We start from the raw sequence: 25,671 nt of genomic DNA on the forward strand, positions 1-25,671 counted from the left end.
GAGACGATGGCACATAATCAACATAAAAACACAAAACATTTTGACGCAAACGAGATTAAAGTGATCGCTTTCGATCTGGATGGTACATTGATCGACGCGTCGAACGCGATGTTGGAAGTCGATGAAGAAGTATTCGGAGAAGCGGTCGAGAACGGTCATGCCGAGCGTAAACCCACCAAAGAAGAAATTTACGATACGTTCGGAATGATCGGCGATGAAGCTTGGGCGCAACTGTCTTCCGGGCTGCAAGAAGATCAAAAAGATCAGTACCGAAAAAAACGCGATGAACGTCTGCAAGCGAAAATGGATCAAAATTCGTATGCCTTATCCGGTGTACCCCAGTTGCTGCAAAGCTTATCCGAAAAAGGCTATAAACTTGCCACTGCAAGCAACTGTGGAGACAAATATTTGGAGCAAGTGCTGGCGCAAGACGGTTTAAGCCAATGGATCGATTATCCGTTATGTGCAGGCAATGTCGGAGCTTCGGAAAAAAGCGATGTGTTAATGGAGCTACTGAAGCAAAGTGGACTGGATGCGTCGCAAGCACTTATGGTCGGCGACCGGAAATCGGATATTGAAGCGGCGCAAAAAGCCGGGATGCCGGTCGTAGGCGTGCAATCCGAATTTGCAGAAGACGGGGAATTAGATGAAGCGAATGCGGTGATCGACGATATTCAAGATTTGGAAAAATGGCTAAGTGAGCATACAAATTCATCGTCCGGTTCCCGTTAAGTCTTGACGCTTTTCCTGCATGCGCTTATAATGAACAGCAGCAAAAGCTTCGACGAAGACATGAATGTAGAGATCAAGGACTGACCCAGAGAGAGGGAACATGGGCTGCAATTTCCTCCAGACCGATCTACGTTTACCCCTTCCGAGCTGCGTGTTCGAACTCTTTGTTTTCATGTCCATGAAACAAAGAAAGTAGATCCCGCCGGACCGCACTTCCGTTATTGATGTGCTCAATGAGGGCTTTTATTTCGTGATATCCGATTTTTTCGGAAGTTTGACGAAATCAAGCCGAATCAGGGTGGAACCACGGGTATAACGCTCGTCCCTTCGCGGGATGGGCGTTTTTTTGTGCGCGAATTCCGTATTGGCTTTTTCTAATTTGAGGAGGAATGATGATTTTGGCTATTTCTATTAGTCTGCCGGACGGCTCCGTCCGCGAATACGCAGAAGGCAGTACCATTGATGACGTGGCAGCGTCGATTAGCAGCAGCTTGCGTAAAAGCGCACTTGCAGGTAAACAAAACGGGATCGTTGTCGATCTGAGCACGCCTCTTGAAAATGGAGCGCAGATCGAAATCGTAATGCCGGGTTCGCCGGAAGGGCTTGAAGTGGTTCGTCACAGTACCGCTCACTTGACTGCGCAAGCGGTACGCCGTTTGTTCGGAACAAGCGAAGTGAAACTGGGCATCGGCCCTGTAATTGAAGAAGGTTTCTACTATGATATGGATCTGGAACACGGTCTGAACCCTGAAGATCTGCAAAAGATCGAGAAAGAAATGGAACGGATCGTTGGCGAAAACTTGCCGATTACGCGCCGCGAAGTAAGCCGCGAAGAAGCGCTCAAAATTTTCGGAGAGCTTGGCGATCCTTACAAAATCGAATTGATCGAAGCTTTGCCGGAAGATTCCGCGATTACAATCTACGATCAAGGCGAATTTTTCGACCTGTGCCGTGGACCACACGTGCCTTCGACAGGAAAGCTCAAAGTATTCAAACTTCTCAGCGTAGCCGGTGCTTACTGGCGCGGAGATAGCAAAAACAAAATGCTGCAACGGATTTACGGAACGGCGTTTTTCAAAAAAGCAGAACTAGATGAGCATATGCACTTCTTGGAAGAAGCGAAAAAACGCGATCACCGTAAACTAGGTAAAGATTTGAAAATGTTCACTTTTAACAATCTGGTTGGTCAAGGTCTGCCGATCTGGTTGCCGAACGGTGCAAGACTGCGTCGTACGCTGGAGCGTTACATCGTGGATTTGGAAGAAAGCCTGGGCTACCAACACGTCTATACTCCAGTTATGGGTAACGTCGAGTTGTACAAAACTTCGGGTCACTGGGAACACTACCAAGAAGATATGTTCCCGCCGATGGAACTGGACAACGAATCGCTTGTGCTGCGTCCGATGAACTGCCCTCACCATATGATGGTTTATAAAAGCGATATGCACAGCTACCGCGAACTGCCGATCCGTATCGCGGAACTCGGTCTGATGCACCGTTATGAAATGTCGGGCGCGTTGACAGGCTTCCACCGTGTACGTGCGATGACTTTGAACGATGCGCATATCTTCTGCCGTCCTGATCAGATCAAAGAAGAATTTGGTCGCGTCGTGAAGTTGATTGCGAAAGTCTACGAAGATTTCGGTATCGAAAGTTACCGTTTCCGTCTGTCGTACCGCGATCCGCAAGATACCGAGAAGTATTTCCAAAACGATGAAATGTGGGAAATGTCCCAACGTATGCTGCGTGAAGTTGTCGAAGAACTGGAACTTCCTTTCTATGAAGCAGAAGGCGAAGCCGCGTTCTACGGTCCGAAGCTTGACGTACAGATCAAAACAGCTCTGGGTAAAGAAGAAACATTATCGACCGCGCAACTCGATTTCTTGCTTCCAGAACGTTTTGAGTTGGAATATATCGGCGACGACGGTCAGAAGCATCGTCCAGTCGTAATCCACCGCGGGATCATCAGTACAATGGAACGTTTCACAGCATTCTTGCTGGAAAACTTTGCAGGCAATCTGCCGCTTTGGCTATCGCCTGTACAAGCAAAAATCATTCCGGTATCGGGCAACTACAGCGAATATGCCGAGCAAGTGGCAGATCGTATGAGAGAAGCGGGTATCCGCGTCGAGACCGATGTACGGAACGAAAAATTGGGCTATAAGATTCGCGAAGCTCAGCTTGAAAAATCACCGTACATGTTCGTAGTCGGCGAAAATGAAAAAGAAGCTGGCGGCGTATCGGTACGTAAACGCGGCGAAGGCGATCTCGGCGCGAAAGCGCTGGATGAAGTGATTGCGATGCTGCAAGAAGAAGTACGCACGCGCAAAGTCTAAGTAAAACTTGAAAGCAGAATTATCCAAAAGCCGCTCCTGGTAGACAGGGGCGGCTTTTTTGCGTTGGATGGCTACGTCGCAAGGCGGAAAAAGCCACGGCTAAAGCCTGACCGCTTTTTCGCTCCGCAGATGCAGAGTAAGATCATTCCCGCGCCGCTACTGGCTTTACCTTTTTTCGAACATACTGAAAAAAACGAAAAGGCGGCGTGAACAATGACAAAAAGCAGAGTAAGAAGATGGCTCAAACAATGGTATAGCCGGTGGTTACGTCCAAATCCTGTGGAATCCCGGCACACATTCGTCAACGATACAACGAAGCCTAATCAAAATCAGTCGATCGCAATTGACGGAATTCGTGGACGAGTATAGTCAAAGTAAAATGTTTATAAAGAACGCCTCGGTCTTAAGACCGAGAGAAGGTTCATTCCGTAGCCGCTTTTGGCTTTGCATCACTTTCGATACAATGAACCTATAAGAAATATCCGAAAAGAAAAACAAGAAAAATATTGGATGTATAAAAAAGAATGAGTAGTTGTTACTTCGAAGGAGGAGAGCGGCATGAAAAGATCTGGAGCGTTATGGCTAATTGTAATGGGTGTTGGATTTATGGCTTATCAGGCAGGCTTCATTACTTACGGAATCGGAGATTTGATTCGTACATTTTGGCCGATGATTTTGATTATGGTCGGGCTTTCGCAATTGTTAAGTACGAAAAAACATAGTTCAAGCGTCATTGGGCACGTCATTTTGATCGCAATCGGCGGATACTTCCAAGTTCGCAATTTGGGGCTTACCGATATGGGCACAGGCGAGTTTTTCAAATTTATGATTCCTGCAGGATTGATCGCGATTGGAGTGTATACTTTGTTCAAACCAAAATCTACTCCTGACTATCCGTTACCGCGTCCGGAAGAAAGTCATCACATACCGCCGTATAACGGAAATCATCAACATTTTCCGCCTACGCCGCCAACACCGCCGTCACCGATCGAGCCGTTGGAATCGCCGTTAGATCGGATGTTTGTGAACTTAGACAAAAAAGAGTTTGATCCAAATCATCAGGAAAATCATCGCGAAAAATATCAGGAACAAGAACATCCAAAATCCGAAAAAAATTCAGAGTTTCAAAAAATCGGAGACATGGCTCGCGAAATCGGTAAGCAAACGGCAGATCAAGTTCGTAAAATCGACTTTTCCCGGATTGCGGAAGAAGTGAAGCACGAGGTCGATAGTGCGATGAAAGATTTTAAAAAGTCTTCTACACACGATTCTCATCACCATACTCCTGGTAAAGTTTCGTTAGACAAAGAACCTTTTGCTCAAAATGTTTCAGACGATCCTCGATTTTATGGATATGATAGTGAAGAAATGAAAAAAACGCGTCAACAAGCAGACAAAGAAAAAAAAGATAAAACGGTTAATGAATCGAATTTTATCGGAGATTACTATATAGGAAGAGATTATTTCAAACTCAAGCCGCTCAATATTTCTCATTTTGTTGGAGATACGGTAATCGACTTGACGAAAGCTCAAATTCCTTATGGGACAACCAAAATCAATGTTTCCAGCTTTATCGGCGATGTCGTGATTTATATGCCGAATGATCCCGAAGTTGGAGTGAAAGTGAATAGCAGTTCATTTTTAGGGAATCATAACGTATTGGGCAAACGTCGCACGGGCATGGTTAGCGGTGTCGACGAAACGCAAAATTACGACGAATGTTCGAAACGCCTTAAAATTCATGTCAGCTCATTTATTTCGGATGTTAACGTCAATATCGTAGGGTAAAGGCGGTCGGTTATGGGAAATCTATTAAAAAACACGAAGTGGGAGCTTACGTTTTACTTTTTGCTAAGCGGCGGGATTCTCGCCGCTTTACTGTATTGGTTGAGCTTATACGGATTTGTAAAAGTCTTGCCCGCAAAAATTTGGATCTTATATCTGTTTGTTACGGTGTTAGTTGCGGTTGTAACCGGCTATATTGCGGGACGCCGAATCCAGCGCCGTATTGATGTGCTGCATTATACGATGCTCCAAGTCTCGCAAGGAAATTTAGCGCTCAGACTCGGGAGTCCGGATGATCAATCGTTTGCGCGGGTGTATAGTGAATTCAATACGATGATGGATTCGATCGAAACGAAAACCAAGTTGCTCCAAAAGTTGGGCGAAACCGAAGCGATCGGCAAAGAACAATTGGTCGATAACGCGGTGCGCGAAGAACGCCGCCGGATGGCACGCGATCTGCACGATTCGGTTAGCCAGCAGTTATTTGCGATCCATATGTCTGCCGCTTCGCTGCCAAAAGTGTTAGAGTTAAATCCAGAAGCTTCAGTACAAGTGATGCAGCAACTGATTCAGATGTCGAATCTGGCTCAGAAACAAATGCGTGCATTAATCGCGCAGCTTCGTCCTGTCGAGCTTGAAGGGATTGCGCTTCCTGCGGCTTTGGATCGCTGGTTCCCCGATTATTGTATTCAAAACGGCTTAAAAGGGATCAAAGACGTCGAATCTTGCGACGAATTATCCGAAGCGATCGAGCAACAGCTATTTTTGATCGTCCAAGAAGCGATGGGGAATATCGTGAAGCATGCTCAGGCGCAGATGGTAAGTTTGTCGCTACGTGAAAATGAACGCCAAGTCTTGCTGTCAATTAGCGATGATGGAAAAGGATTTGCTAGCGGCGCTACGCAAAGACAAGGTTCTTACGGCTTGACAACGATGCGGGAACGAGCCGAGAAATTAGGCGGGCGAGCCGAAATTTTATCGAAGCCAGGAGAAGGCACAACGATTCGTATACATATTCCAAAATTCACAGAAGGAAAGGCAGTGGACGAGCATGGAGAAGATCAAGATTCTGTTGGCGGACGATCACGACATGGTGAGAATGGGTCTGAAAACGTACTTGATGCTGGAACCGGGGTTTGATGTAATCGCCGAAGCATCGAATGGATTGGAAGTGATCGAACGCTTGCGGGAAATCGCGGCTGAAGGAAGCGAAATGCCGGATCTGATCTTGATGGATTTAATGATGCCGGAGATGAACGGAACCGAAGCGACGCGGCTTGTTTTATCGGAGTTTCCAGCTGTACGCGTCGTGATGCTGACTAGCTTTTTGGAAGATCGATTAGTGATGGAAGCGATCGAAGCTGGAGCTGTCAGCTATGTGCTGAAGACCGTAACCGCAGAAGAATTGATTTATGCGTTAAAAGGCGCTTTTCGCGGTATGCCGGTGATGACGGGCGACGTCTCCCAAGCTTTGACGCGCGGCATCCGTCAACGCACGGTTCAATCCGATTCTTCGCCGCTGACCGAGCGGGAAAAAGAAGTATTATTATTGATCGCCGAAGGCATGGGTAATAAAGAGATCGGCGAAGAATTACATATCAGTATCAAAACCGTCAAAACGCATGTAAGCAATTTGTTGATGAAATGCGAGTTGGAAGATCGGACGCAGCTTGCGATTTTTGCTCATCGGCAGGGGATGGTTAGGTTGTGACGGGGGGAAGCGAGAAGACTGCGAGATAAATTCGTTAGCGTATGCTTACGATGTGCCTTTCTTCGAAAGCCTTTAGGTCGCTTGTTGAAATCGGGAAATTTGATTGGAGTTTTTAATAGGTATTTTCCCGATTTCAAAGGCGAACATTCCATTCCTCCACTGAATTTATCTCTCCGTCTTCTCGCTTCCAGTTACGGTAGGTGTAGGTGGTACAGAAAACATATTTAAAGAAGACTCCTTCTTTTCTTAGAAGGAGTTGGCATGATTAAGAAACCCAGCTCTCATTATGGAGCTGGGTTTCTTTGCGTTGAATCAGGTTAATATTTGTATTGATTTGTAGAGTACATTCAGTGGAATACGGTCAAACGAGAAGAAGTAAAAAAAGCTATCGCCAAAACCAAACGTAACTGGAAGCGAGAAAACGGAGAGGGGAATTCAGTGCAGGAGCGTTAGCGTTCGCCTTTGAAATTGAGAAAACTCCTATTAAAAGTCCAATCAAAGTTTCTCAATTTCAACAAGCGACCGAAACGAATTCTCCTCGCAGTCTTCTCGCTTCCCCCACCCCGCCAACTAACATGTTTAACAAAGAGTTTTTCTTTATGTTTTTCTTATCTATCTTTATACCTGTTTTAATGTGTAATTAAGGTTGTTAGGCGAAAATAAGTACAGAAGCAAACGACACACAACAAACCACATCACAACTCGCTAGTCGATGAATCCAACCTAGTTTTACAAACAGTTTAATCCAAATTACGTGACTTCGGCATTGCCCGGAGGCGAGGAGGAAATAGAAATGGACGACAAAAAATACGGAAACTCTTTCGAAGGAAACAATGAAGCAGGGCAAAACGGAAATCCTCAAGAAGACCGCAACCAAGCATCGAATAACCGCTCCTCCGAGCAATCGGGCAACCCAGACGGTTCTTCGTACTACTACTCATACGGACCTTTCCAATCGGTAGGATCTTCGGAGTCCGAGTCGAAAAACCCGGTAAAAGATGTTGAAGTCACGCCGCCAAGCCCAGTTCGGAGTTATGATTCTTACGGAACTCCAAACGGATCGAACGGTTCTTCGCAAAATGGCAACTGGAACTATAACCAAAAACCAAAATCTTCGTTTAAAAATATGGTAACTTCGTTTGCGGCAGGTGCGCTTGGCGCGATCGTCATTACCGGTTCCGTTTTTACAGCAGGTCATGCAGGTTGGTTCGGCGGAGCAGATAACACGGCTCAAGCAGCAACGACGAACGCTACAGCAAAATCCAGCGGCGTATCGACAGCAGCCTACACGATTGCTTCTTCGAAAGATATTTCGGATGTCGTAAATCAAGCAAGCCCTTCGGTCGTCAAAATCGAAACCTTATCCAAAGGCGGCAGTTCTTCGAACAGTACGCAAGGCAATTACAACGATCCATTCTTCCGCTTCTTCGGCAATTCCCAAGGAAACGGTAACGAAGGTCAAAATAACAATAGCGGAAATTCCGATAGCTCAGGTCAGCTGACACCGCTTGGTCTGGGAACTGGATTTATTTTCGATAAAGAAGGATACATTTTGACCAATAACCACGTGGTTGAAGGTGGCGACGTGATCCAAGTTACGCTGGACGGCAATACGAAACCTTACGAAGCCAAACTGCTTGGTCATAGCGCTGATCTTGACTTAGCCGTACTGAAAATTACAAGCACCGACGGTAAAGACTTCCCAGCGATTTCGCTTGGTGATTCGGATGCAACCGCAATCGGGAACTGGGTCGTGGCGATTGGTAACCCGGAAGGATTCGAACATACCGTAACCGCAGGTGTACTGAGTGCGAAAGAACGCGAAATTTCGATCGCTGACCAATCGACAGGCGGAACAACCGATTACAAACACTTGCTACAAACAGATGCTTCAATCAACCCTGGTAACTCCGGCGGTCCGTTGCTTAACCTGAACGGCGAAGTGATCGGGATGAATACAGCCGTGAGCACAGAAGCGCAAGGTATCGGTTTTGCTATCTCGTCGAACACGATCAAGAACGTCGTTGAACAATTGAAAAATAACCAAGAAATTCCGAAAGAAGCGATTCCGTTTATCGGAGCAAGCTTGACTACCATGTCCGATAGCATCGCGCAACAAATGGGCGTAACGACAAAAGAAGGTTCTCTCGTAAGCAACGTTCTGTACGGTTCGCCAGCTTACAAAGCCGATCTGCGCAGCTACGATATTATTTCAGGTATGAACGGTCAAGCGTATGCAACTAGCCAAGATCTGATCACAGCGATTCAAAAACTGAAAGTCGGAGATACGGCGACACTCAATGTAATTCGTAACGACAAAAAAGTGGATATCAAAGTAACAATCGGCGACCGCAACGAATACGAAAAATCGAGTGCAGCTCAGCAAAATCCAAGTACTCAAAATGAGAATGGATTCATGAATCCGTTTGGCGGTCAATAAGCCTTATCTTTTTGACCTTAGAGTTACAGCGTAAGAAGTGCGGGAGGGACTACCCTCCCGTTTTTGCTGTGCGGATGCTACAATAATAAAAAAGCACGTAGAGGGGAAGAAAGCGTATTATGAGATCGAATATTCTGATTGTCGATGACGACGAAAAAATCATTTCTATGCTCAGGAGAGGGTTGGCTTTTGAAGGCTATGAAGTGCATACCGCTCCCAATGGTTCCGAAGGTTTGAAGCTAATGCGGACAACCGATCCTGACTTGTTGGTTTTGGATGTGATGATGCCCGAAGTCGATGGGTTCGAAGTCGTACGCCGATTACGCGAAGCAGGAAGCGCAGTACCGGTATTGATGTTGACTGCCAAAGACGAGCTCGAAAATCGGGTCAAAGGGTTGGATCTTGGCGCGGACGATTATTTGGTCAAACCTTTCGCGTTAGAAGAATTGTTGGCGCGTGTACGTGCACTTCTAAGGCGCAAAACGGATACCGTACGTGAAGACGACGGAGAACGACTGACTTTCGAAGATCTAGTCATGAACGTCGATTCTCGTGAAGTGACTCGCGGCGACAAACGAATCGAGCTGACGGCAAAAGAATTCGAACTGCTGCATCTATTCATGCTCAACCCTCGCCGAGTATTATCGCGTGATCTGATCATGGATAAAATCTGGGGTTACGATTATAGCGGCGAGTCGAATGTTCTCGAAGTCTACGTCGCGATGCTTAGACAAAAAACGGAAAGTCCTGAACATAAGCGCTTGATTCAGACCATCCGTGGTGCTGGTTACATCTTAAGAAGCGATTCCTAAAAGGGGGCAGCCCTCTGCTATGTCTATCCGTTTACGTTTGACCGCTTGGTACTCAGGCATTCTTGCGTTGACTTTATTAATGTTCAGCGGAATTATTTATACATTCGTCTACTACAATACGTATCAGAATACGTACGACACTTGGCAAAGTCGGATTCGAGAACAAATTCGGCAAAGTATTGTTGTGGATCAGACCGGCAGAGTAACGTCGGATATCAATATGGCGAATCTGCTCAAAACGATCGATAGTCGGTTATACGTACAAATTTACGATTATCGTACACGAACGTTGAAGCAATCGACCAATATGGCTTTTGTCAGCCCGACGTTCAAATTCAACGTGCCGGAGTTAGATGAAATCAACCAAGATTTCAGCCGGATCTATACAGAAAGTCGTCCGTACCTCATGTATCAGCAAGTATTGAGCACCGGTAACGGAGATCCTGTATTACTGCAAATTGCAGCAAGTACCGAAGAAGCCGAAAATTTGTTATCCGATCTCCGGTTTATTTTGTTGATGGGCTCGTTGTCGACGTTGATTTTGGCATTTACTTTAGGGCTGTTTTTGGCGAGGAAATCGATGGCACCGATCGGCAAAGTCATTGAAGCGGCGAACGCCGTTCAAACGAGTAGCGATCTGAGCGTACGAATCGATTATACAGGCCCTCAAGATGAAGTGGGTCAACTGATCAGTACCGTTAACCGGATGTTGGGGCGTACCGAGCACTTTTACAAAGATTTAGAAGAATCTTACCGGGCGCAGCGACGTTTTGTATCTGATGCTTCGCATGAGCTGCGTACACCGCTTACGACAATTCGCGGCAATACGGATTTGCTCAAAAAGATTTGGACGATGGACGGCGCTTCTTCCAGACTGAGCGAAGAAGATTTGAAGCAAATGTCGGTCGAAGCCATTGGCGATATTGCGGATGAATCCGAGCGTATGAGCCGCTTGATCGGCGATATGTTGTCGCTGGCAAGAGCAGATGCCGGGCAGACGATGCAAAAAGAATGGTTGGAACTCGGTCCGCTGGTTGAAGATGTAGTGCGCCGTGCACAATTTTTACCGCATCAAGCGGAATGGGCGCCCGGCGATTTAAGCGCTTTGGACGGTATTGCAGTGATTGGCAACAAAGATTATTTGCAGCAAATGTTGTTTATTTTTATCGAAAACTCGTTCAAATATACGACAGAAGGGCAAGTGTCTCTAGACATCGTCGTGTACCGTCAACAAGTCGGGATTCGAGTGAAAGATAGCGGAATCGGCATGGACAAGGACGAAGTGCCGCATATTTTCGAACGGTTCTACCGCGCGGACGAATCACGCGGGAAAACACCGGGCACAGGGCTTGGACTGTCGATCGCCAAATGGATTATTGACGAACATCAAGGCTCCGTTGAGGTGGTGACAGTCAAAGGCGAAGGGTCAACGTTTATTATTTGGCTGCCCGCATTATTCCCGGAAATCCAGGCTGCTGAAGATATCGAAGTCTTTTACGAAGACGAACCGATCGAAATTAATCCGGAAGTAAACGAAGAAAGTAAGCCAAAGTCTACCGATTCGGGTAAAGAGACATAGAGGCTGTACGTCTTCCGATATCACGAGAAAAGAAGGCGATCTTCTCACCAGCAAACGCGCTGATTGGAAGCTCGCCTTTCTTCGGCTTACAGAATACGTTATAATCGGGATATACGCGAGATTTCGCGTTTGAAGCCATGAATCCGAAAGCAGGTGCTAATAGATGGAAGTTCTACGTATCGCCCCGCGCGGCTATTGCTATGGAGTCGTTGACGCTATGGTGCTGGCTAGACAAGCGGCAAAAAATCTCGATCTGCCAAGACCTATTTATATACTCGGGATGATCGTGCACAACGCACACGTGACCCAATCGTTCGAAGACGAAGGCATCATTACGCTCGACGGACCGAACCGTTTGGAGATTTTGGAGCAAGTGGATCAAGGCACGGTTATCTTTACCGCACACGGCGTGTCTCCGGAAGTTCGCAAGCGTGCTCGTGAGCGCGGTCTGACGACCGTCGATGCGACATGCCCGGATGTCACGAAGACCCATGATTTGATTCGCGAGAAAGCCGATGAAGGCTACGAAATCATTTATATTGGCAAAAGAAATCATCCTGAACCCGAAGGCGCGATCGGAATCGCTCCGGACAAAGTTCATTTGATTGAAAAAGAAGAAGAAATTCAACATCTGAATGTACCCAATGGCAAAATCATTATCACAAACCAGACGACCATGAGCCAATGGGACATCAAAACGATTATGAAAATGTTGCTGGAACGTTACCCGGGAGCTGAAGTTCATAACGAAATTTGTTTGGCGACGCAAGTCCGTCAAGAAGCGGTTGCCGAGCAAGCCGGTCAAGCGGATCTCGTGATCGTCGTTGGTGATCCGCGCAGTAACAACTCGAACCGCCTTGCGCAAGTCTCGGAAGAGATTGCAGGCACTACGGCTTACCGCGTCTCTGACGTGAGCGAGATCAAGCAAGAATGGCTGATGGGTATCTCCAAAGTCGCAGTGACGGCTGGAGCATCGACGCCTACGCCGATTACGAAAGAAGTCATCAATTATTTGGAACAGTTCGAAGAAAGCGATGCGGCGACTTGGGAAATCAAGCGCACTATCGATATGAAGAAACTGCTGCCGCCGGTTCGTGAAAAAACAAAAGTTAAAGCACAAGCAGAATAAGGATTAGTAAAAGCCTCTTTTCTTTTTTTATCAAAGATTAGAGGCTTTTTTTATTTTTAAAAAGCTCTTGCGGTTGACGGAGAGCTTTTTGTTTGTTAATATTGCTTTATTGGATAAAAGCCTAAAAGCATAAAAGCGTTTAAGTGCGAAAGAGTCCGTGGGGTACAGACATCTCGGGAACAACGTTCCTATTCTTATATTGAAGGGAAGAGATAATCATGATCGCTATTTTATCGAACCAAGCTCCGGAGGAGCAATTGCAAGACGTAATTCGTACGATTGAAAAAGAAGGGCTGACCGTACATGTATCGCGAGGCTCAGACCGAACGGTTGTCGGATTGGTGGGTCAAGCCGAACCTAGACTTGCGGAGCATCTGCGTCAAATGAAAGGCGTCGAAGAAGTCGTGAAGATCTCCAAATCATACAAATTGGCAAGTCGCGATTTCCACCCGGAAGATACAGTGATTCAGATCGGCGACGTGAAGATCGGTGGCGGCGAACTGGTTGTGATGGGTGGACCTTGCGCAGTAGAATCGGCGGAGCAGATCGACGAGATCGCCAGACTTGTAAAAGCCGCAGGCGGACAAGTTCTTCGCGGCGGAGCATTCAAGCCTCGTACAGGCCCTTACAGCTTCCAGGGCGTAGGCGTAGAAGGTCTGATCATGATGGCGGAAGCGGGTAAAAAGCACGGCTTGCTGACAATCACAGAAGTCATGACTCCAGAATATGTCGATATTTGCGCGGAATACGCCGATATTCTTCAAATCGGTACACGCAATATGCAGAACTTCGATCTATTGCGTAAGCTTGGTACTTGCGGTCGACCTGTATTGCTCAAGCGCGGCTTCAGCGCGACTTATGATGAACTGCTCAATGCTGCCGAGTACATTTTGGCAGGGGGCAATCCAGATGTGATGCTCTGCGAGCGCGGTATTCGTACATTCGAATCCTACACGCGCAACACGCTGGATCTTGCAGCGATTCCGGCTTTGCAAAGTCTGAGCCATCTTCCGGTTATTTCTGATCCGAGTCACGGTACAGGCAGACGCGAATTGGTTGAACCGATGGCAAAAGCTTCGGTAGCAGCCGGTGCGGACGGTCTGATTATCGAAATGCACACCGATCCGGACAATTCGATGACAGGTGACGGGGTTCAATCGTTATTCCCGGATCAGTTCGCAGGCTTAATGCGTGATTTGGAGCAGTTATCCCCGATCGTTGGCAAAAGTTTCTCGACAACCAAAGCCGAAGCCGAAGCTTTTAAAAATTGGGCGATCGTCTAATTTTTGAACATTTATATTCCGTAACATGTCTATTTTTAAAACGTTTACAAAATGAGTAGAGCCCGCATCGTACCGCGATTTATGGTCGATGACGGGCTTTCTTATCAAAGATCGATAAATCGCATCAAAGTGTAAGCATAACTCACATTGTCATAAAAAATACCTGACATGAGTATTGACTGCTAAATGGTGCCGTTTTATAATGACGACAGCTAAAAAGATCATGAACGTTTCACGAAGTATATTCGTTCAATGTTCGGAAATTTGGGAGGAAAGTGACATGTCGGTAGAAAAAGTATTGAAGCTTATTCAGGAGAATAATATTGAGTGGGTTGATTTTCGTTTTGTAGATCTGTCGGGCAGAACTCACCACATTTCTGTTCCTGCCAGTGCAGTAGAAGAAGAAACGTTTGAAAATGGGGTAGCGTTTGACGGTTCGTCGATTCCAGGTTTCAGAGGGATCGAAGAGTCGGATATGGTTATGATGCCTGATACTGAATCGGTCTTCATTGACGCTTTCACTGCTCATCCAACATTGAACATTATGTGTGATATTTATACGCCAGATGGCGAACATTACGATCGTGACCCTCGCGGTATCGCTGAGAAAGCTGAAGCTTTCATGCAAGCAAGCGGCGTAGGTTCGGATGCCTTTTTCGCACCGGAATCCGAGTTCTTCATTTTCGATGATGTCCGTTACGAAAGCGGCATGAACAGCTCTTCGTTCTCGGTTGATTCCGAAGAAGCGGCTTGGAATACAGCTCGCAAAGAAGAAGGCGGCAACTTAGGGTTTAAAGTCGGCGTTAAAGGCGGATATGTACCGGTTGCTCCAGTAGACAGCCAACAAGACATCCGTAGCGAAATGTGCCGTTTGCTTGAAGAAGCAGGTCTTGTGATCGAACGTCATCACCACGAAGTTGCAACAGCGGGCCAAGCCGAAATCAACTTCCGTTTTGATACATTGAAAAAAACAGCAGACAACCTGCAAAAATATAAATACATCGTGCATAACACGGCTCGCCAATACGGCAAAACCGCGACATTTATGCCAAAACCTCTTTTCGGAGACAATGGTAGCGGCATGCACGTTCACCAATCGATCTTCAAAGACGGAGAGCCTTTGTTCTACGAAAAAGGCGGCTATGCAAACTTGAGCGAAATGGCGCTGAACTACATCGGCGGTATTTTGTATCACGCTCCAGCTTTGATCGCATTGACTAACCCAAGTACCAACTCGTTCAAACGTTTGGTTCCAGGTTATGAAGCGCCGGTTAACCTCGTATTCTCGAAAGGTAACCGTTCGGCAGCTGTACGTATCCCAGTCGCTGCTGTAACGCCAAAAGGCTGTCGTATCGAGTTCCGTACACCGGACTCCACAGCTAACCCTTACCTTGCATTCTCCGCGATGCTGATGGCGGGTCTGGACGGAATCAAAAAGAAAATCAACCCGGTTGAGCTTGGCTACGGCCCTGCTGACAAAAACTTGTACGATCTGCCGGAATCCGAGAAATCGCAAATCCGCAGCGTTCCAGGTTCTTTGGAAGAAGCGCTTGACTCTCTTGAAGCAGATAGCTCGTTCTTGACTGAAGGTGGCGTCTTCTCCGAAGACTTCATCGCGAACTATATCGCATTCAAACGTGCTGAAGCCAAACAAGTCTCGATCCGTGTTCATCCACACGAGTACAGCTTGTACTACGATTGCTAATCGCAATAATCATCGTTTTACCGCAGCCTTTGCTCTTTTTGAGAGCGAAGGCTGCATTTTTTATAGCAAGCGCCAAATCGGTAAAACCGAACATTCAAGTTAGCAGAATCAAACAGATACAGCCGCTTTTTAAACAATCCGTTATTGCGTTATCGCGTTGTAGTTGTACTTGAAGTAATGTTAGATTGCTGTTATGATTAACCCTAAATTACAGGCTTGAGGAGGCATTTGATTCATGGGCAAACGGGCTTACAATTTTAATGCGGGACCCGCTGCGTTACCACTTGAAGTGCTAGAGCGTGCGCAGGCGGAATTTGTAGAGTTTCAAGGTACAGGCATGTCGATCATGGAAATGTCTCACCGCGGAGCCGTGTATGAAAGTGTACATAACGAAGCGCAAGAACGGCTGCTGAAGTTGCTTGGCAATCCGTCCGGGTATAAGACGCTGTTCCTTCAAGGCGGAGCGAGCACGCAATTTGCGATGCTTCCGATGAACTTGCTGACACCTGGCAAATCGGCAGGTTATGTGATGACCGGCAGCTGGGCGTCCAAAGCGGTCAAAGAAGCCAAGTTGATCGGAGATACGTATACGGCGGCTTCCACAGAATCAGACAAGTTCACACGGATGCCTTCGCAAAGCGAAATTGAAGTACGTGAAGATGCGGCTTATGTGCATATTACATCTAACGAGACGATCGAAGGGACACAATTCGCTCAGTACCCGAGTACAGGCAATGTGCCGCTGATCGCCGATCTGTCCAGCGATATTTTTTGCCGTCCTTTAGATATGGAGAACTTCGGTATGATCTACGCGGGCGCTCAAAAAAATCTAGGGCCTTCAGGTGTCACGATCGTTGTTGCCAAAGAAGAACTGTTGGCGCAAGAAGTGAAAACAATTCCGACGGTGTTCCGCTATGCGACGCATTTGTCGAACAATTCGCTGTACAACACTCCGCCTTCTTTCTCGATTTATATGGTGAATCAGACGCTTCGTTGGATTGAAGAACAAGGCGGCTTACAAGGGATTCACGAAAAAAATAATACAAAAGCCAAACTGCTGTATGATGCGATCGACGGTAGCGGAGGATTCTACACCGGAGTCGCTCAGCAAGATAGCCGTTCGATCATGAATGTCACGTTCCGTTTAGGATCAGAAGAGTTAGAAAAAGCTTTTGCCAAAGAAAGCGAACAGCAAGGCTTTGTCGGTCTTAAAGGTCATCGGAGTGTTGGGGGTCTGCGTGCTTCGATCTACAATGCAGTGCCTTATGAGAGTGTTGCGGCGTTAGTTGACTTTATGAACGATTTCCAAAAGCGCAACGGGTAATCGTAAACAGGTCTGTTCTTCCCTTAGGCTTGCGATTGCAGTAGTATAGAAATAGAAGAGACGGAAAAAGCCGCCCCATCTTCGGGCGGCTTTTATGCGTGTGTGTACATCTAATCAACCGCAACAAGTCCTTATTTTTTTGAAACGGAGTGAACTTATTTATGGCTTTTCATATCGTATTGGTTGAACCGGAGATTCCTGCAAATACGGGCAATATTTCGCGCACTTGCGCGGCGACAGATACGCATCTGCACTTGGTACGCCCGCTTGGATTTAATACCGATGATGCTTCTTTAAGACGTGCGGGTCTTGATTATTGGCCTTCTGTGAAACTCGAGTATCATGATTCGTTTGCGGAGCTGCAAGCGAAATATCCAGAAGGACGTTTTTTCTATGCCACGACAAAAGCGACCAAGCGTTATAGCGATATTCAATTTCAAGACGGCGATTTTCTGGTATTCGGAAAAGAAACGAAAGGATTACCGCCTGAACTGATTGCGGCAAATCCAGAAACCGCGATTCGTTTACCTATGAGAACGGAGCATGTTCGATCGCTCAATTTGTCGAATTCGGTAGCCATCATGCTGTACGAAGCCCTTCGTCAAACTGATTTTCCGGGTATGGAATAATCTTTTGATTAGATAAAAGACCGATAATTAACCAGCGTTGCTTTTTTTTGCTCAACAAGCAGGAATTCTTAAATCGACCTCGAATATCTAATCTTGGGTTTGCAGAATCATCTCTGCAGGTGGGGCAGAAATAGCAAACTAAACTAAAAGAGGTGTTTTTATTATGAAACCTGCTGGAGTCGTCCGCAAAGTAGACCAATTAGGACGTATTGTTCTTCCCAAATCGCTAAGAAAAAGATATCAAATGAATGAAGGCGATCCGGTTGAAATTTTGGTTCAGGGAGATCATATCATTTTGGAGCGTTACCATCCGAAATGCGTGTTCTGCGGTTCGATCGATGAGGTTAGCGAATTTAAAGATCGTTATATCTGCGGAGCTTGCGTCGGCGATATGATAGATCTTCCTAAACATGGCTAAAATCACATTGAAAACATCCGTATCATGCAAAAAAAGAGCCTGAAGGCTCTTTTTTTGTCATCATTTTTGAATGGCTGTAGCTATAGTTTATTTGAAGAATAAAAAGTTCGTCGGTACAGGTCGTAATGTGCCATCTGACGGATGGTTCACAACGCGATCATTCATTACGAGCGTTGAAGAACCGCCGCCATCCAAATTGTAAGCGTTAACTACGCCTATTTTGTACAGCTGGCCTTGAATTTCTTCGAGCGTCGCTCCCGAACCACCAGCTTCGTTGTAGCCGTCAATAACGAAAACGATTAACTGGTCGTCTTTGTAACTGCCGATAATCGTGCGGGGTGCACGTTTAGGTGCAGCTTTCCATTTTGCCGGAATAGGGGTCTTTTTACCGTCTTTCAGCAAGATCGGAACAAACGAAGCCCCGAATTGCGGTTGAAGTTTGTCGAGTTGATTTTGTTGATTAAACTTACCGCCGATCAATTTGCCGGATTCGTTTAGCCCAACAAAGTACAGGTCTTTGAAGCTGGATTGGAAACCGGTTAGGTACTGACCGTCCATCATTGTCGTGCTAAGTGGATATCGTTTGCCGTCCTGGTCAGCGAAGCCGCCTGCGTTAATTCCGGCTACCGCTTGATGGCGCTGAGCGGCTTTGAGCGTCGTCTCTGAGCTTCCTAGCGTTTCACTCGCCAGGCTCATTCGCATCGCGGAAGGATCTTTGAGTTTCACCTTCATCGCGTAGCCTTTGTAGGTCATCGCGTTGACACGGAACAATTCAATTCGGATCTTGTCGCTGTTCACCGTCTCAATCGGCAAGCCGAGCTTGGAGCGAATCCGTTTATCGTAAATATTTTCGGGACGCTGCGCTTGAATCGATGCTTTTTGCACAATCGACGACATCGTTTCTGTAGTCTGATTGTACAGGGTCAACGTTTGCTTCAATGACTTTGAAGTCGATTTCGCATTTTCTTCCGCAATATCCAAGTCTTTGAGCAGTTGAGCCGCCGAAGGTTGCAAACTGCTTTTGGACGTATACGCTTGAGTATTCAGCTGCAAATCCAGATTAGGCGGAAAAAGCAAAAGGCACAGCAACAAACCTATCGCGGGTGCCGCCAAAATCAGAAAGAATCGGTTCACATATTGGACTCTGCTCATTTTAACAAATCCATCTTTTTCTGAAGCGCGCTGAGTTGAGTTTTGACTTCGTTCAACTGCGTATACAGTTTGTTGCTGTTATCGGTTTTGTTATTGGCATTGTCTTTGGTAAATGTGAGCAGTTCGTTAAACGAATCCACTTTACTTTGTAGAGCCGACACTTGCTGGTTCAGCTCTGTAAATTGTTGTTCGTAATCGGCTCGTAGATCGGCCATCTGGCTTTCCGTTTGCGTTTGCAGTGCGGTTAAGGTCTGTGCCTGTAACCGTTGACTGTATTCATAAGCGGCAAAAACGAATAGACCGATCAGAACAACCCATACCAGCAAAAACCATCTGGCGCCAATCCTGCCCTTTTTCATATTGCGGGACGGGGTGGAGGTTGTTCCTGTTGAAGCTTTCATGCAATCACCTCATTAATAATTTGAAAAAAAGGCGTTAAGCCCGAAATTCAGATTTCATTTTATCATGTGGGGTTTTATTTCGCAAAAGGCTTTTGAGTCGCTAACACGCTTGCGTATTCGCTCAAAGCATTCGTTCCTTCTTCGGTCAGACGGTAACGTCCGCGAGATACACGTTCGAACCAACCGTAATAATTTTTTTGCAAAATGAAAGACGTTTTACCGATGCCTGTCGCTTCTTTTAGCATGGCTGGAGAAGCTTCACCGAACATCCAAAGCTGCTGGGCGATTTGAAGCGCTTGTTCGCGGTAGGCGGTAACTAATTTGCGTTTATTTGAACCCCCGACATTATGATCGCCGCTACGCGCATCAAATTCGGTGCGAATCCGTTTCGCTTTTTTGCCGATACGCACGTTTCGCGTCTCTTGAATTTCGTTTGCTTCACACAGCACTTCGACAAAAGGTTCTTTCGTTTGATAAAAAGTGACGATAATCAATCCGATTCCTAGCCGTCTGCATAGTTGGGTGATTTCGCTAAATCGCTGGTTGGCTGCTCCTTTTTTGGCACGATTGCGTTCGACGGCGACATAGACATCTCCGCCGAGCCGCTGCCGATCTATACCTTGAAGAAGCAGTTCCAGCGTGAATGTACGTTTGATTTCAACAATGAGCGGATGTTCTTCATTTTGCCGATAACCGACCAGATCACAATGACGAACTTCACTTTTAACCGAATATCCTCTGGCTTCAAAAAAAGATTTAAGAGGAGGGTAAAGTTCGGTTTCGTATTTCACAGCCATCTTGCAAGCTCCTTTGACTCTATAATAGGCTTGAATTCAATAGTCTATCATACCCTCAAAAGGAGCGGTTGGCAAAAAAGCTTGTCGCGCAAAGTACACCTATATATAATAGTAGAAAAAAACAAGCGTTCCCGACTGAATGGCTGTAAAAATGCACCATTTAGCCGGTGAGGAGGTAAAACGATGGCTTCGATTCACGACGTGGCTAAAGAAGCGGGAGTGTCCGTAGCGACCGTTTCCAAAGTCATTAATAATTATCCGGATGTGAGCGACAAAACACGCAAAAAAGTCAGTCAAACGATCAAAGATTTGAAATATCATCCGAATGTAGCGGCTAGAGGTCTGGTAAAAGGTCGTTCTTGGACGGTAGGCGTGTTTATCACCACTTCATTTACGAATCCTTTCGTATCGGAGCTGCTGGAAGGAATCAAGACGGCATTGCAAAACAGCGGATACGATCTGGTGTTGTTGTCTACACGGTTCGAAGATCCGAATTATTCGTTCGTTGAGCATTGTCTGAGCCGAAATGTGGATGGCGTCGTTGGATTTGGCGTAGACCGGAATGATCCACATTTGGAAGAGTTGCTTGAATCTGATATCGCGGCGATGTTTGTCGATGCGGATATTCGCGGTCGCCGGGTAGGGTATATCACGACAGAGAACAAAGCAGGCATCATGGAAGCGGTCGAACATTTAGCAGATCTAGGTCATTCGAAAATTGCGTTTATTTCGGCTCAGCTGGATAAAGCAGTCGGCGTTTTGCGTCACGAAGGATTTATGGAAGGCATGAAAAAGCATCAGTTAGAGGTTCAACCCGATTACGTGCGGATCAGCGACTATTCGATGGAAGGCGGTACGCGCTCTATGGAAGATTTGCTGGCTTTGGACGAACGTCCGACCGCAGTCGTCTGTACGTCGGATATGATGGCATTCGGTGCAATCAATCTGATCCATCGCAGCGGCTTATCTGTGCCAGAAGATATTTCGGTGATCGGCTTCGATAATACGACGTACTCGGAAATATTTAGCCCGGCTCTGACTACGGTCAATCAAAATATCCGGTTAATCGGAGCGCATGCGATTGAAGCTTTGATCGCGATGATCGAGAATAGCAACTTTGCGCCTTCGGTTGTCACTGAACCATCGAATTTGATCGTTCGCAGCACAACGGCGAAACCACGGAGCTAAGCTTAGAAAAGTTTGATTTTTAAAAAGATAATTCAAACCTCTGTCCTGCATCAGGCAGAGGTTTTCTTTTGTTTGAAATACTAACAAAATCAAATTAAATAATTTTGTTATCATAAAAAAATAAAAATAATATAAAAAATGATAAATAACATTGAAATTTAGGTTTCGAAATGATACGTTGTGATTAGTCAATAAAAGCGGTTACAACAAGAAAAGAGGGAGCATACGATGAACGAAATCAAATGGGAATTAAAAGATTGGAACTTTTCGAGTGCAGTGCAGCAAGATTGGTTACCTGCGGTAGTGCCGGGCTGCGTCCATAGCGATCTATATCGTAACGCTAAAATTCCAGATCCTTATTACGGAACGAATGAACATGATCTGCAATGGATCGATAAGCAAGATTGGATCTACGAGAGCGTCTTCACGGTACCTTCGGAATTGATGAGCCAAGAAAATATTGTTCTTGTTTTCGACGGTCTGGATACATATGCCGATGTCGAATTGAACGGAACAAAAATTTTGTCTGTCGACAATATGTTCCGTACATGGAATGTGCCGGTCAAAACGCATCTAAGCAGCGGAGAAAATCGTCTACGCCTTCATTTTCGTTCACCGATTCAAGAAGATCTTCCAAAGCTCGAAAAGCTCGGGTACGCATTGCCTGCGACGAACGATCAATCGGAGCTTGGCGGTCTAGGCGAGAAAAAAGTGAGTGTGTTTGCGCGTAAAGCGCCTTATCACTATGGATGGGATTGGGGTCCGCGTTTTGTAACGAGCGGAATATGGCGGGCTGTACGTCTGGAAGGATGGAACGGTCAGCGCATCACCGATTTGTTTATCCGTCAAAATGAAGTCAAAGCCGAAAAAGCCAAGTTGACTGCGATCGTCACGGTGCAATCCGATCGGGATTTTGAAGGACGTTTGCGTATCCAAACCGAAGGTTTCCAGATGGAACATACTCATTCGATCAGCATTGGAGAAAACACGATTCGGTGCGAACTCGAAATCGATGATCCGAAATTGTGGTGGTCAAGAGGTTTGGGTGAAGCCCATCTGTATACCTTTACCGCAGAGATCTTGGAAGGCGAACAAAGCGTAGCGGAAAAACAGGTGCGTTCAGGTCTGCGCAATGTTGTACTCAAGCGAGAAAAAGATGGAGCCGGCGCTTCTTTTTATATTGAATTAAATGGAGTGCCTGTATTTGCAAAAGGCGCCAATCATATTCCGAATGACAACTTCGAGACGGATGTGACCCGGGAGCGGTATCGCTACGAAGTGGTATCGGCAGCCGAAGCGAATATGAATATGCTGCGCGTATGGGGTGGCGGCATTTACGAAGAAGATGCTTTTTATGAGTTGTGCGATGAATACGGCATTATGGTGTGGCAAGACTTTATGTTCGCGTGCAGCATGTATCCGGGTGATGAGCAGTTTTTGGAAAGTGTACGTCATGAAGCCGAAGACAATCTGCGCCGCCTACGTAATCATCCAAGTATCGTATTATGGTGCGGGAACAACGAGATTGATTCGGCTTGGGCACATTATTTGCCGAATGGCGGTTGGGGTTGGAAAAGAGATTACACGCACGAGCAGCAACAAAGTATTTGGGCAGATTACGAAGCGATCTTCCATCGACTGTTGCCGACTGCGATATCCAAAATGGCGCCGGGATCTGAATATTGGCCTTCTTCGCCGTTGGTCTCGTTATCGGGCGATGAACATCAGCACGCAAATCCCGGAACTTCGGAAGGCGATATTCACTATTGGGGCGTCTGGCATAACTCAGAACCGTTCGAGAATTACAATAAGTACATCGGGCGTTTTATGAGCGAATACGGGTTCCAATCGTTCCCTGAACACAAATCCGTTTTGCAGTATGCACCAGAAGAAGCTTTACAGCTGGATTCTACGATTATGTTAGCGCACCAAAAAAACGGACGCGGCAATTTCTTGATCAAAGAATATATGGACAAATATTTGCCGGAACCCAAAGACTTCGTTTCGTTTTTGTATATGAGCCAAGTGCTGCAAGCGGAAGCGATGAAATCGGCAATCGAAGCACACCGTCGCAGTATGCCGTATTGCATGGGGACTTTGTATTGGCAAATGAACGATAGTTGGCCGGTCGCGTCTTGGTCGGGTATCGATTACTACGGTCGCTGGAAAGCCTTGCATTATTACGCACGTCGTAGTTTCCGCGATTTATCGGTATCGATTGACGGTACAAATGGCGAAGATGTAAATATCCATTTGTTGAACGATAGCTTGCAGTCTCAGTCCGGTTCGTTACGCATTCGCTTGCTGAGCTTTGGCGGCGATGTATTAAATGAATCTACACAAGCCGTAGAAGTTGATGGAAATACGGCAGCTAAAGTCTACTCGGTAAAAGCGTCTGACTTACTGGGTGAGCATGAGGCAAGCCGCACGGTTCTTCTCGCAGAATGGGAGCAAAGCGGGCAGATCATCGATCAACGTACCCATTATTTCGTTTCGACGCGTGACATTCACTTCGATCAGCCGAATATTCAAGTGAAGATTACCGAGAACGCGGAAGGCAATACGACGATTACATTGGAGACCGACAAACTTGCGAAGCAAGTCTGGTTGAACGCAGAAAAAGAAGGTGTGTTCACCGATAACTATTTTGATCTGATTCCAGGTGAGCCGGTTGTTGTCGAATTCTGGGCACGTCGTGAAGACGGTACGTTGTCGCACAGTGCTTCAGGTACGGTTGAAGTGAAGTCGATGAGCGACTTTATTATTGGAGGGTAAATTGAGTTAGGATGGTGCTGTAGCGACGCTGCGGGATAAATTCGTTCACAACGCTGTTTCGCCCAGAAAGTGGATGAGATTGGAACAAGGGACTTTCTGGGCTCAAAGGCGTGGTTCACTGAATTTATCCCTTCGCTGGGCTTGCACCATCGCTCATATTTTAGGGATTTGAAAGATAAAAAAGCGCCGTCTACGAGTAGACGGCGCTTTAATGTATTGAGAAAATCTACAGTTGCTAGAAGCGAGGTGACGGAAAAAGAAATTCAGGGAAGGAACGATAGTGTTCGCCTTTGAAATCGAGAAAATTCCGCTAAAATTTAATTCTTTTCTCGATTTCAACACGCGACCGGAACGGATTTCTTTTGGAGTCGGCTCGCTTCCATCGCCTATGTAACTTTCTTGATAAATTCAAAGCGCTGTCTGTAAGTAGACGGCGCTTTTTTGATATGGATTTGTTCCTCTGTTTCATAGAGGCGTATAATGGACAAACAAGATCGTATCTTGATTATGGAATGAAAAAGGAAGTGCAAAGCAGTGATGAAGTCGATTCCGATTCGTACGACGCGGAGTTATAAGATGGCGCGTGTTTTTCCAACAGATGTAAATAGTTATCAGACCTTATTCGGCGGAAAGTTGATGGCGTATATTGATGATATTGCTTCGATCGCAGCGGCAAAGTTGTCGCGTGCCAATACGATCACCGCTTCAACCGACTCTGTAGACTTTTTATATCCGATCTATATGACGGATTCGGTGACGCTAGAATCGTTCGTGACATGGACAGGGAAAAGTTCGATGGAGACGTTTGTCAAAGTCGTACGCGAAGATTTGAAAAGCGGAGAACGTCAGATTGCGGCGACGGCTTTTTTGACTTTTGTCGCATTGGACGATCACGGGCGCAAAATGGAAGTGTCGCCTGTCTACCCGGAAACGGAAGAAGAACGCAAACTGCATGAAAGTGCGCCGGCGCGTGCGGATATGCGTAAGCAGCGGAGAGAAGCTAGTCGAACACTTGCCGAATTTTTAAATACAAGTTATCCGTGGGAACCCCAAAGCGAGCTGGAATAAAGAGTTTTTAATTTTTCGTAAAGAAACTAACTTTATTTTATTCAGTAGCTTGTAAAAGTGTGAGAAATCATTTATGATAATGAAAGTGATATTGAAAGATTGAATGCCGCTGAAAGTTTGCGAAAATGTATAACAGGTATCATAATCATATTATAAAATAATTGAATAAAGGATCTTCGGGGTAGGGTGAAATTCCCGACCGGCGGTAATGATTTGCGAAGCAAATCTAGCCCGCGACTCTCGCATCGTATGTATACGATCGGGACTGATCTGGTGCGATTCCAGAGCCGACGGTACAGTCCGGATGGGAGAAGATCAAGCGCAGACACGTCGGTAGCAAGCCGACTGTAGGTTTTTTTGTGGAACCGACAGGAGAGAAACTTGCTTCGTATTTGTTGAACGCTCGA

At 46.2% G+C, this 25,671-nt stretch carries 21 protein-coding genes and 1 riboswitch; of the genes, 18 read left to right on the plus strand and 3 right to left on the minus strand.

What is annotated here, in order from left to right; all coding sequences use genetic code 11:
* The first annotated feature begins 6 nt into the window (after positions 1-6).
* The 15 genes from NOM90_RS08450 to NOM90_RS08520 all read left to right on the plus strand — a co-directional run bounded on the left by NOM90_RS08450 (position 7) and on the right by NOM90_RS08520 (position 17,883).
* Complete coding sequence (locus NOM90_RS08450) at positions 7-732, plus strand: HAD family hydrolase (protein ID WP_255941310.1); 726 nt, start codon at positions 7-9, stop codon at positions 730-732.
* A 398-nt stretch (positions 733-1,130) separates the two neighbouring features.
* The gene (gene thrS, locus NOM90_RS08455) at positions 1,131-3,068 is read left to right on the plus strand and encodes a threonine--tRNA ligase (RefSeq protein WP_255941311.1); all 1,938 of its coding nucleotides are present in this window, start codon (positions 1,131-1,133) and stop codon (positions 3,066-3,068) included.
* Between the two features lie 213 nt (positions 3,069-3,281).
* A complete protein-coding gene (locus tag NOM90_RS08460) occupies positions 3,282-3,437 on the plus strand; it encodes a hypothetical protein (RefSeq protein ID WP_255941313.1) in 156 nt (51 codons plus the stop codon).
* A gap of 189 nt (positions 3,438-3,626) precedes the next feature.
* Positions 3,627-4,856: a cell wall-active antibiotics response protein LiaF gene (liaF, locus tag NOM90_RS08465; RefSeq protein ID WP_255941315.1), complete on the plus strand. Its 1,230-nt coding sequence runs from the start codon at positions 3,627-3,629 to the stop codon at positions 4,854-4,856.
* Positions 4,857-4,868: 12 nt separating this feature from the next.
* Positions 4,869-5,993 carry a sensor histidine kinase gene (locus tag NOM90_RS08470; protein WP_255941317.1) on the plus strand — a complete coding sequence of 375 codons (1,125 nt, stop codon included), beginning with the start codon at positions 4,869-4,871 and terminating at the stop codon, positions 5,991-5,993.
* Entirely contained in the window at positions 5,905-6,564 is a 660-nt protein-coding gene (locus NOM90_RS08475; RefSeq protein ID WP_255941319.1) for a response regulator, read from the plus strand. The genes NOM90_RS08470 and NOM90_RS08475 overlap by 89 nt, the downstream gene beginning before the upstream one ends.
* 793 nt (positions 6,565-7,357) lie before the next feature.
* Positions 7,358-9,004, plus strand: coding sequence for a S1C family serine protease (locus NOM90_RS08480; RefSeq protein ID WP_255941320.1), 1,647 nt, complete (start codon positions 7,358-7,360; stop codon positions 9,002-9,004).
* A 119-nt stretch (positions 9,005-9,123) separates the two neighbouring features.
* Positions 9,124-9,816: a response regulator transcription factor gene (locus NOM90_RS08485; protein ID WP_255941322.1), complete on the plus strand. Its 693-nt coding sequence runs from the start codon at positions 9,124-9,126 to the stop codon at positions 9,814-9,816.
* 19 nt (positions 9,817-9,835) lie between these two features.
* Positions 9,836-11,395, plus strand: coding sequence for a sensor histidine kinase (locus NOM90_RS08490; RefSeq protein ID WP_255941324.1), 1,560 nt, complete (start codon positions 9,836-9,838; stop codon positions 11,393-11,395).
* Positions 11,396-11,558: 163 nt separating this feature from the next.
* Positions 11,559-12,524, plus strand: coding sequence for a 4-hydroxy-3-methylbut-2-enyl diphosphate reductase (locus NOM90_RS08495; protein WP_255941325.1), 966 nt, complete (start codon positions 11,559-11,561; stop codon positions 12,522-12,524).
* A gap of 218 nt (positions 12,525-12,742) precedes the next feature.
* Positions 12,743-13,807 (plus strand): 3-deoxy-7-phosphoheptulonate synthase, encoded by a 1,065-nt coding sequence (gene aroF, locus NOM90_RS08500; protein ID WP_255941326.1) that lies wholly within the window; start codon positions 12,743-12,745, stop codon positions 13,805-13,807.
* A 280-nt stretch (positions 13,808-14,087) separates the two neighbouring features.
* A complete protein-coding gene (gene glnA / locus NOM90_RS08505; RefSeq protein ID WP_255941327.1) occupies positions 14,088-15,512 on the plus strand; it encodes a type I glutamate--ammonia ligase in 1,425 nt (474 codons plus the stop codon).
* Positions 15,513-15,747: 235 nt separating this feature from the next.
* Positions 15,748-16,836, plus strand: a complete 1,089-nt coding sequence (gene serC, locus NOM90_RS08510; RefSeq protein ID WP_255941328.1) for a 3-phosphoserine/phosphohydroxythreonine transaminase — start codon at positions 15,748-15,750, stop codon at positions 16,834-16,836.
* A 161-nt stretch (positions 16,837-16,997) separates the two neighbouring features.
* Positions 16,998-17,465 carry a tRNA (uridine(34)/cytosine(34)/5-carboxymethylaminomethyluridine(34)-2'-O)-methyltransferase TrmL gene (gene trmL, locus NOM90_RS08515; protein WP_255941329.1) on the plus strand — a complete coding sequence of 156 codons (468 nt, stop codon included), beginning with the start codon at positions 16,998-17,000 and terminating at the stop codon, positions 17,463-17,465.
* Positions 17,466-17,628: 163 nt separating this feature from the next.
* Positions 17,629-17,883: an AbrB/MazE/SpoVT family DNA-binding domain-containing protein gene (locus NOM90_RS08520; protein WP_255941330.1), complete on the plus strand. Its 255-nt coding sequence runs from the start codon at positions 17,629-17,631 to the stop codon at positions 17,881-17,883.
* A gap of 87 nt (positions 17,884-17,970) precedes the next feature.
* Here the strand turns inward: NOM90_RS08520 and NOM90_RS08525 are convergent, their stop codons facing one another.
* The 3 genes from NOM90_RS08525 to NOM90_RS08535 all read right to left on the minus strand — a co-directional run bounded on the left by NOM90_RS08525 (position 17,971) and on the right by NOM90_RS08535 (position 20,233).
* Positions 17,971-19,035 (minus strand): phosphodiester glycosidase family protein, encoded by a 1,065-nt coding sequence (locus NOM90_RS08525; RefSeq protein ID WP_255941331.1) that lies wholly within the window; start codon positions 19,033-19,035, stop codon positions 17,971-17,973.
* On the minus strand, positions 19,032-19,436 hold the full coding sequence (locus NOM90_RS08530; protein ID WP_255941332.1) for a hypothetical protein: 405 nt from the start codon (positions 19,434-19,436) through the stop codon (positions 19,032-19,034). The genes NOM90_RS08525 and NOM90_RS08530 overlap by 4 nt, the downstream gene beginning before the upstream one ends.
* A gap of 74 nt (positions 19,437-19,510) precedes the next feature.
* Positions 19,511-20,233, minus strand: coding sequence for a DUF2161 domain-containing phosphodiesterase (locus NOM90_RS08535; RefSeq protein ID WP_255941333.1), 723 nt, complete (start codon positions 20,231-20,233; stop codon positions 19,511-19,513).
* Between the two features lie 183 nt (positions 20,234-20,416).
* On the opposite strand from NOM90_RS08535, the gene NOM90_RS08540 reads away from it, so the two are divergent.
* From NOM90_RS08540 to NOM90_RS08550, 3 genes are all read left to right on the plus strand, one after another.
* Positions 20,417-21,421: a LacI family DNA-binding transcriptional regulator gene (locus tag NOM90_RS08540; RefSeq protein WP_255941334.1), complete on the plus strand. Its 1,005-nt coding sequence runs from the start codon at positions 20,417-20,419 to the stop codon at positions 21,419-21,421.
* A 228-nt stretch (positions 21,422-21,649) separates the two neighbouring features.
* On the plus strand, positions 21,650-24,196 hold the full coding sequence (locus NOM90_RS08545; protein WP_255941335.1) for a beta-mannosidase: 2,547 nt from the start codon (positions 21,650-21,652) through the stop codon (positions 24,194-24,196).
* 537 nt (positions 24,197-24,733) lie between these two features.
* On the plus strand, positions 24,734-25,264 hold the full coding sequence (locus NOM90_RS08550) for an acyl-CoA thioesterase (RefSeq protein WP_255941859.1): 531 nt from the start codon (positions 24,734-24,736) through the stop codon (positions 25,262-25,264).
* 168 nt (positions 25,265-25,432) lie between these two features.
* Positions 25,433-25,584: riboswitch (FMN riboswitch) on the plus strand.
* Positions 25,585-25,671: the final 87 nt, after the last annotated feature.

This window comes from Saccharibacillus sp. JS10 (genome assembly GCF_024436065.1).
GTDB lineage: Bacteria > Bacillota > Bacilli > Paenibacillales > Paenibacillaceae > Saccharibacillus.

Bases quoted from the DNA above. Each gene is read 5' to 3' on its own strand.
- NOM90_RS08450 (WP_255941310.1), top strand. From the start codon at position 7: ATGGCACATAATCAACATAAAAACACAAAACATTTTGACGCAAACGAG.
- NOM90_RS08460 (WP_255941313.1), top strand. From the start codon at position 3,282: ATGACAAAAAGCAGAGTAAGAAGATGGCTCAAACAATGGTATAGCCGG.
- liaF (WP_255941315.1), top strand. From the start codon at position 3,627: ATGAAAAGATCTGGAGCGTTATGGCTAATTGTAATGGGTGTTGGATTT.
- NOM90_RS08470 (WP_255941317.1), top strand. From the start codon at position 4,869: ATGGGAAATCTATTAAAAAACACGAAGTGGGAGCTTACGTTTTACTTT.
- NOM90_RS08475 (WP_255941319.1), top strand. From the start codon at position 5,905: ATGGAGAAGATCAAGATTCTGTTGGCGGACGATCACGACATGGTGAGA.
- NOM90_RS08480 (WP_255941320.1), top strand. From the start codon at position 7,358: ATGGACGACAAAAAATACGGAAACTCTTTCGAAGGAAACAATGAAGCA.
- NOM90_RS08485 (WP_255941322.1), top strand. From the start codon at position 9,124: ATGAGATCGAATATTCTGATTGTCGATGACGACGAAAAAATCATTTCT.
- NOM90_RS08490 (WP_255941324.1), top strand. From the start codon at position 9,836: ATGTCTATCCGTTTACGTTTGACCGCTTGGTACTCAGGCATTCTTGCG.
- NOM90_RS08495 (WP_255941325.1), top strand. From the start codon at position 11,559: ATGGAAGTTCTACGTATCGCCCCGCGCGGCTATTGCTATGGAGTCGTT.
- aroF (WP_255941326.1), top strand. From the start codon at position 12,743: ATGATCGCTATTTTATCGAACCAAGCTCCGGAGGAGCAATTGCAAGAC.
- glnA (WP_255941327.1), top strand. From the start codon at position 14,088: ATGTCGGTAGAAAAAGTATTGAAGCTTATTCAGGAGAATAATATTGAG.
- serC (WP_255941328.1), top strand. From the start codon at position 15,748: ATGGGCAAACGGGCTTACAATTTTAATGCGGGACCCGCTGCGTTACCA.
- trmL (WP_255941329.1), top strand. From the start codon at position 16,998: ATGGCTTTTCATATCGTATTGGTTGAACCGGAGATTCCTGCAAATACG.
- NOM90_RS08520 (WP_255941330.1), top strand. From the start codon at position 17,629: ATGAAACCTGCTGGAGTCGTCCGCAAAGTAGACCAATTAGGACGTATT.
- NOM90_RS08525 (WP_255941331.1), bottom strand. From the start codon at position 19,035: ATGAGCAGAGTCCAATATGTGAACCGATTCTTTCTGATTTTGGCGGCA.
- NOM90_RS08530 (WP_255941332.1), bottom strand. From the start codon at position 19,436: ATGAAAGCTTCAACAGGAACAACCTCCACCCCGTCCCGCAATATGAAA.
- NOM90_RS08535 (WP_255941333.1), bottom strand. From the start codon at position 20,233: ATGGCTGTGAAATACGAAACCGAACTTTACCCTCCTCTTAAATCTTTT.
- NOM90_RS08540 (WP_255941334.1), top strand. From the start codon at position 20,417: ATGGCTTCGATTCACGACGTGGCTAAAGAAGCGGGAGTGTCCGTAGCG.
- NOM90_RS08545 (WP_255941335.1), top strand. From the start codon at position 21,650: ATGAACGAAATCAAATGGGAATTAAAAGATTGGAACTTTTCGAGTGCA.
- NOM90_RS08550 (WP_255941859.1), top strand. From the start codon at position 24,734: ATGAAGTCGATTCCGATTCGTACGACGCGGAGTTATAAGATGGCGCGT.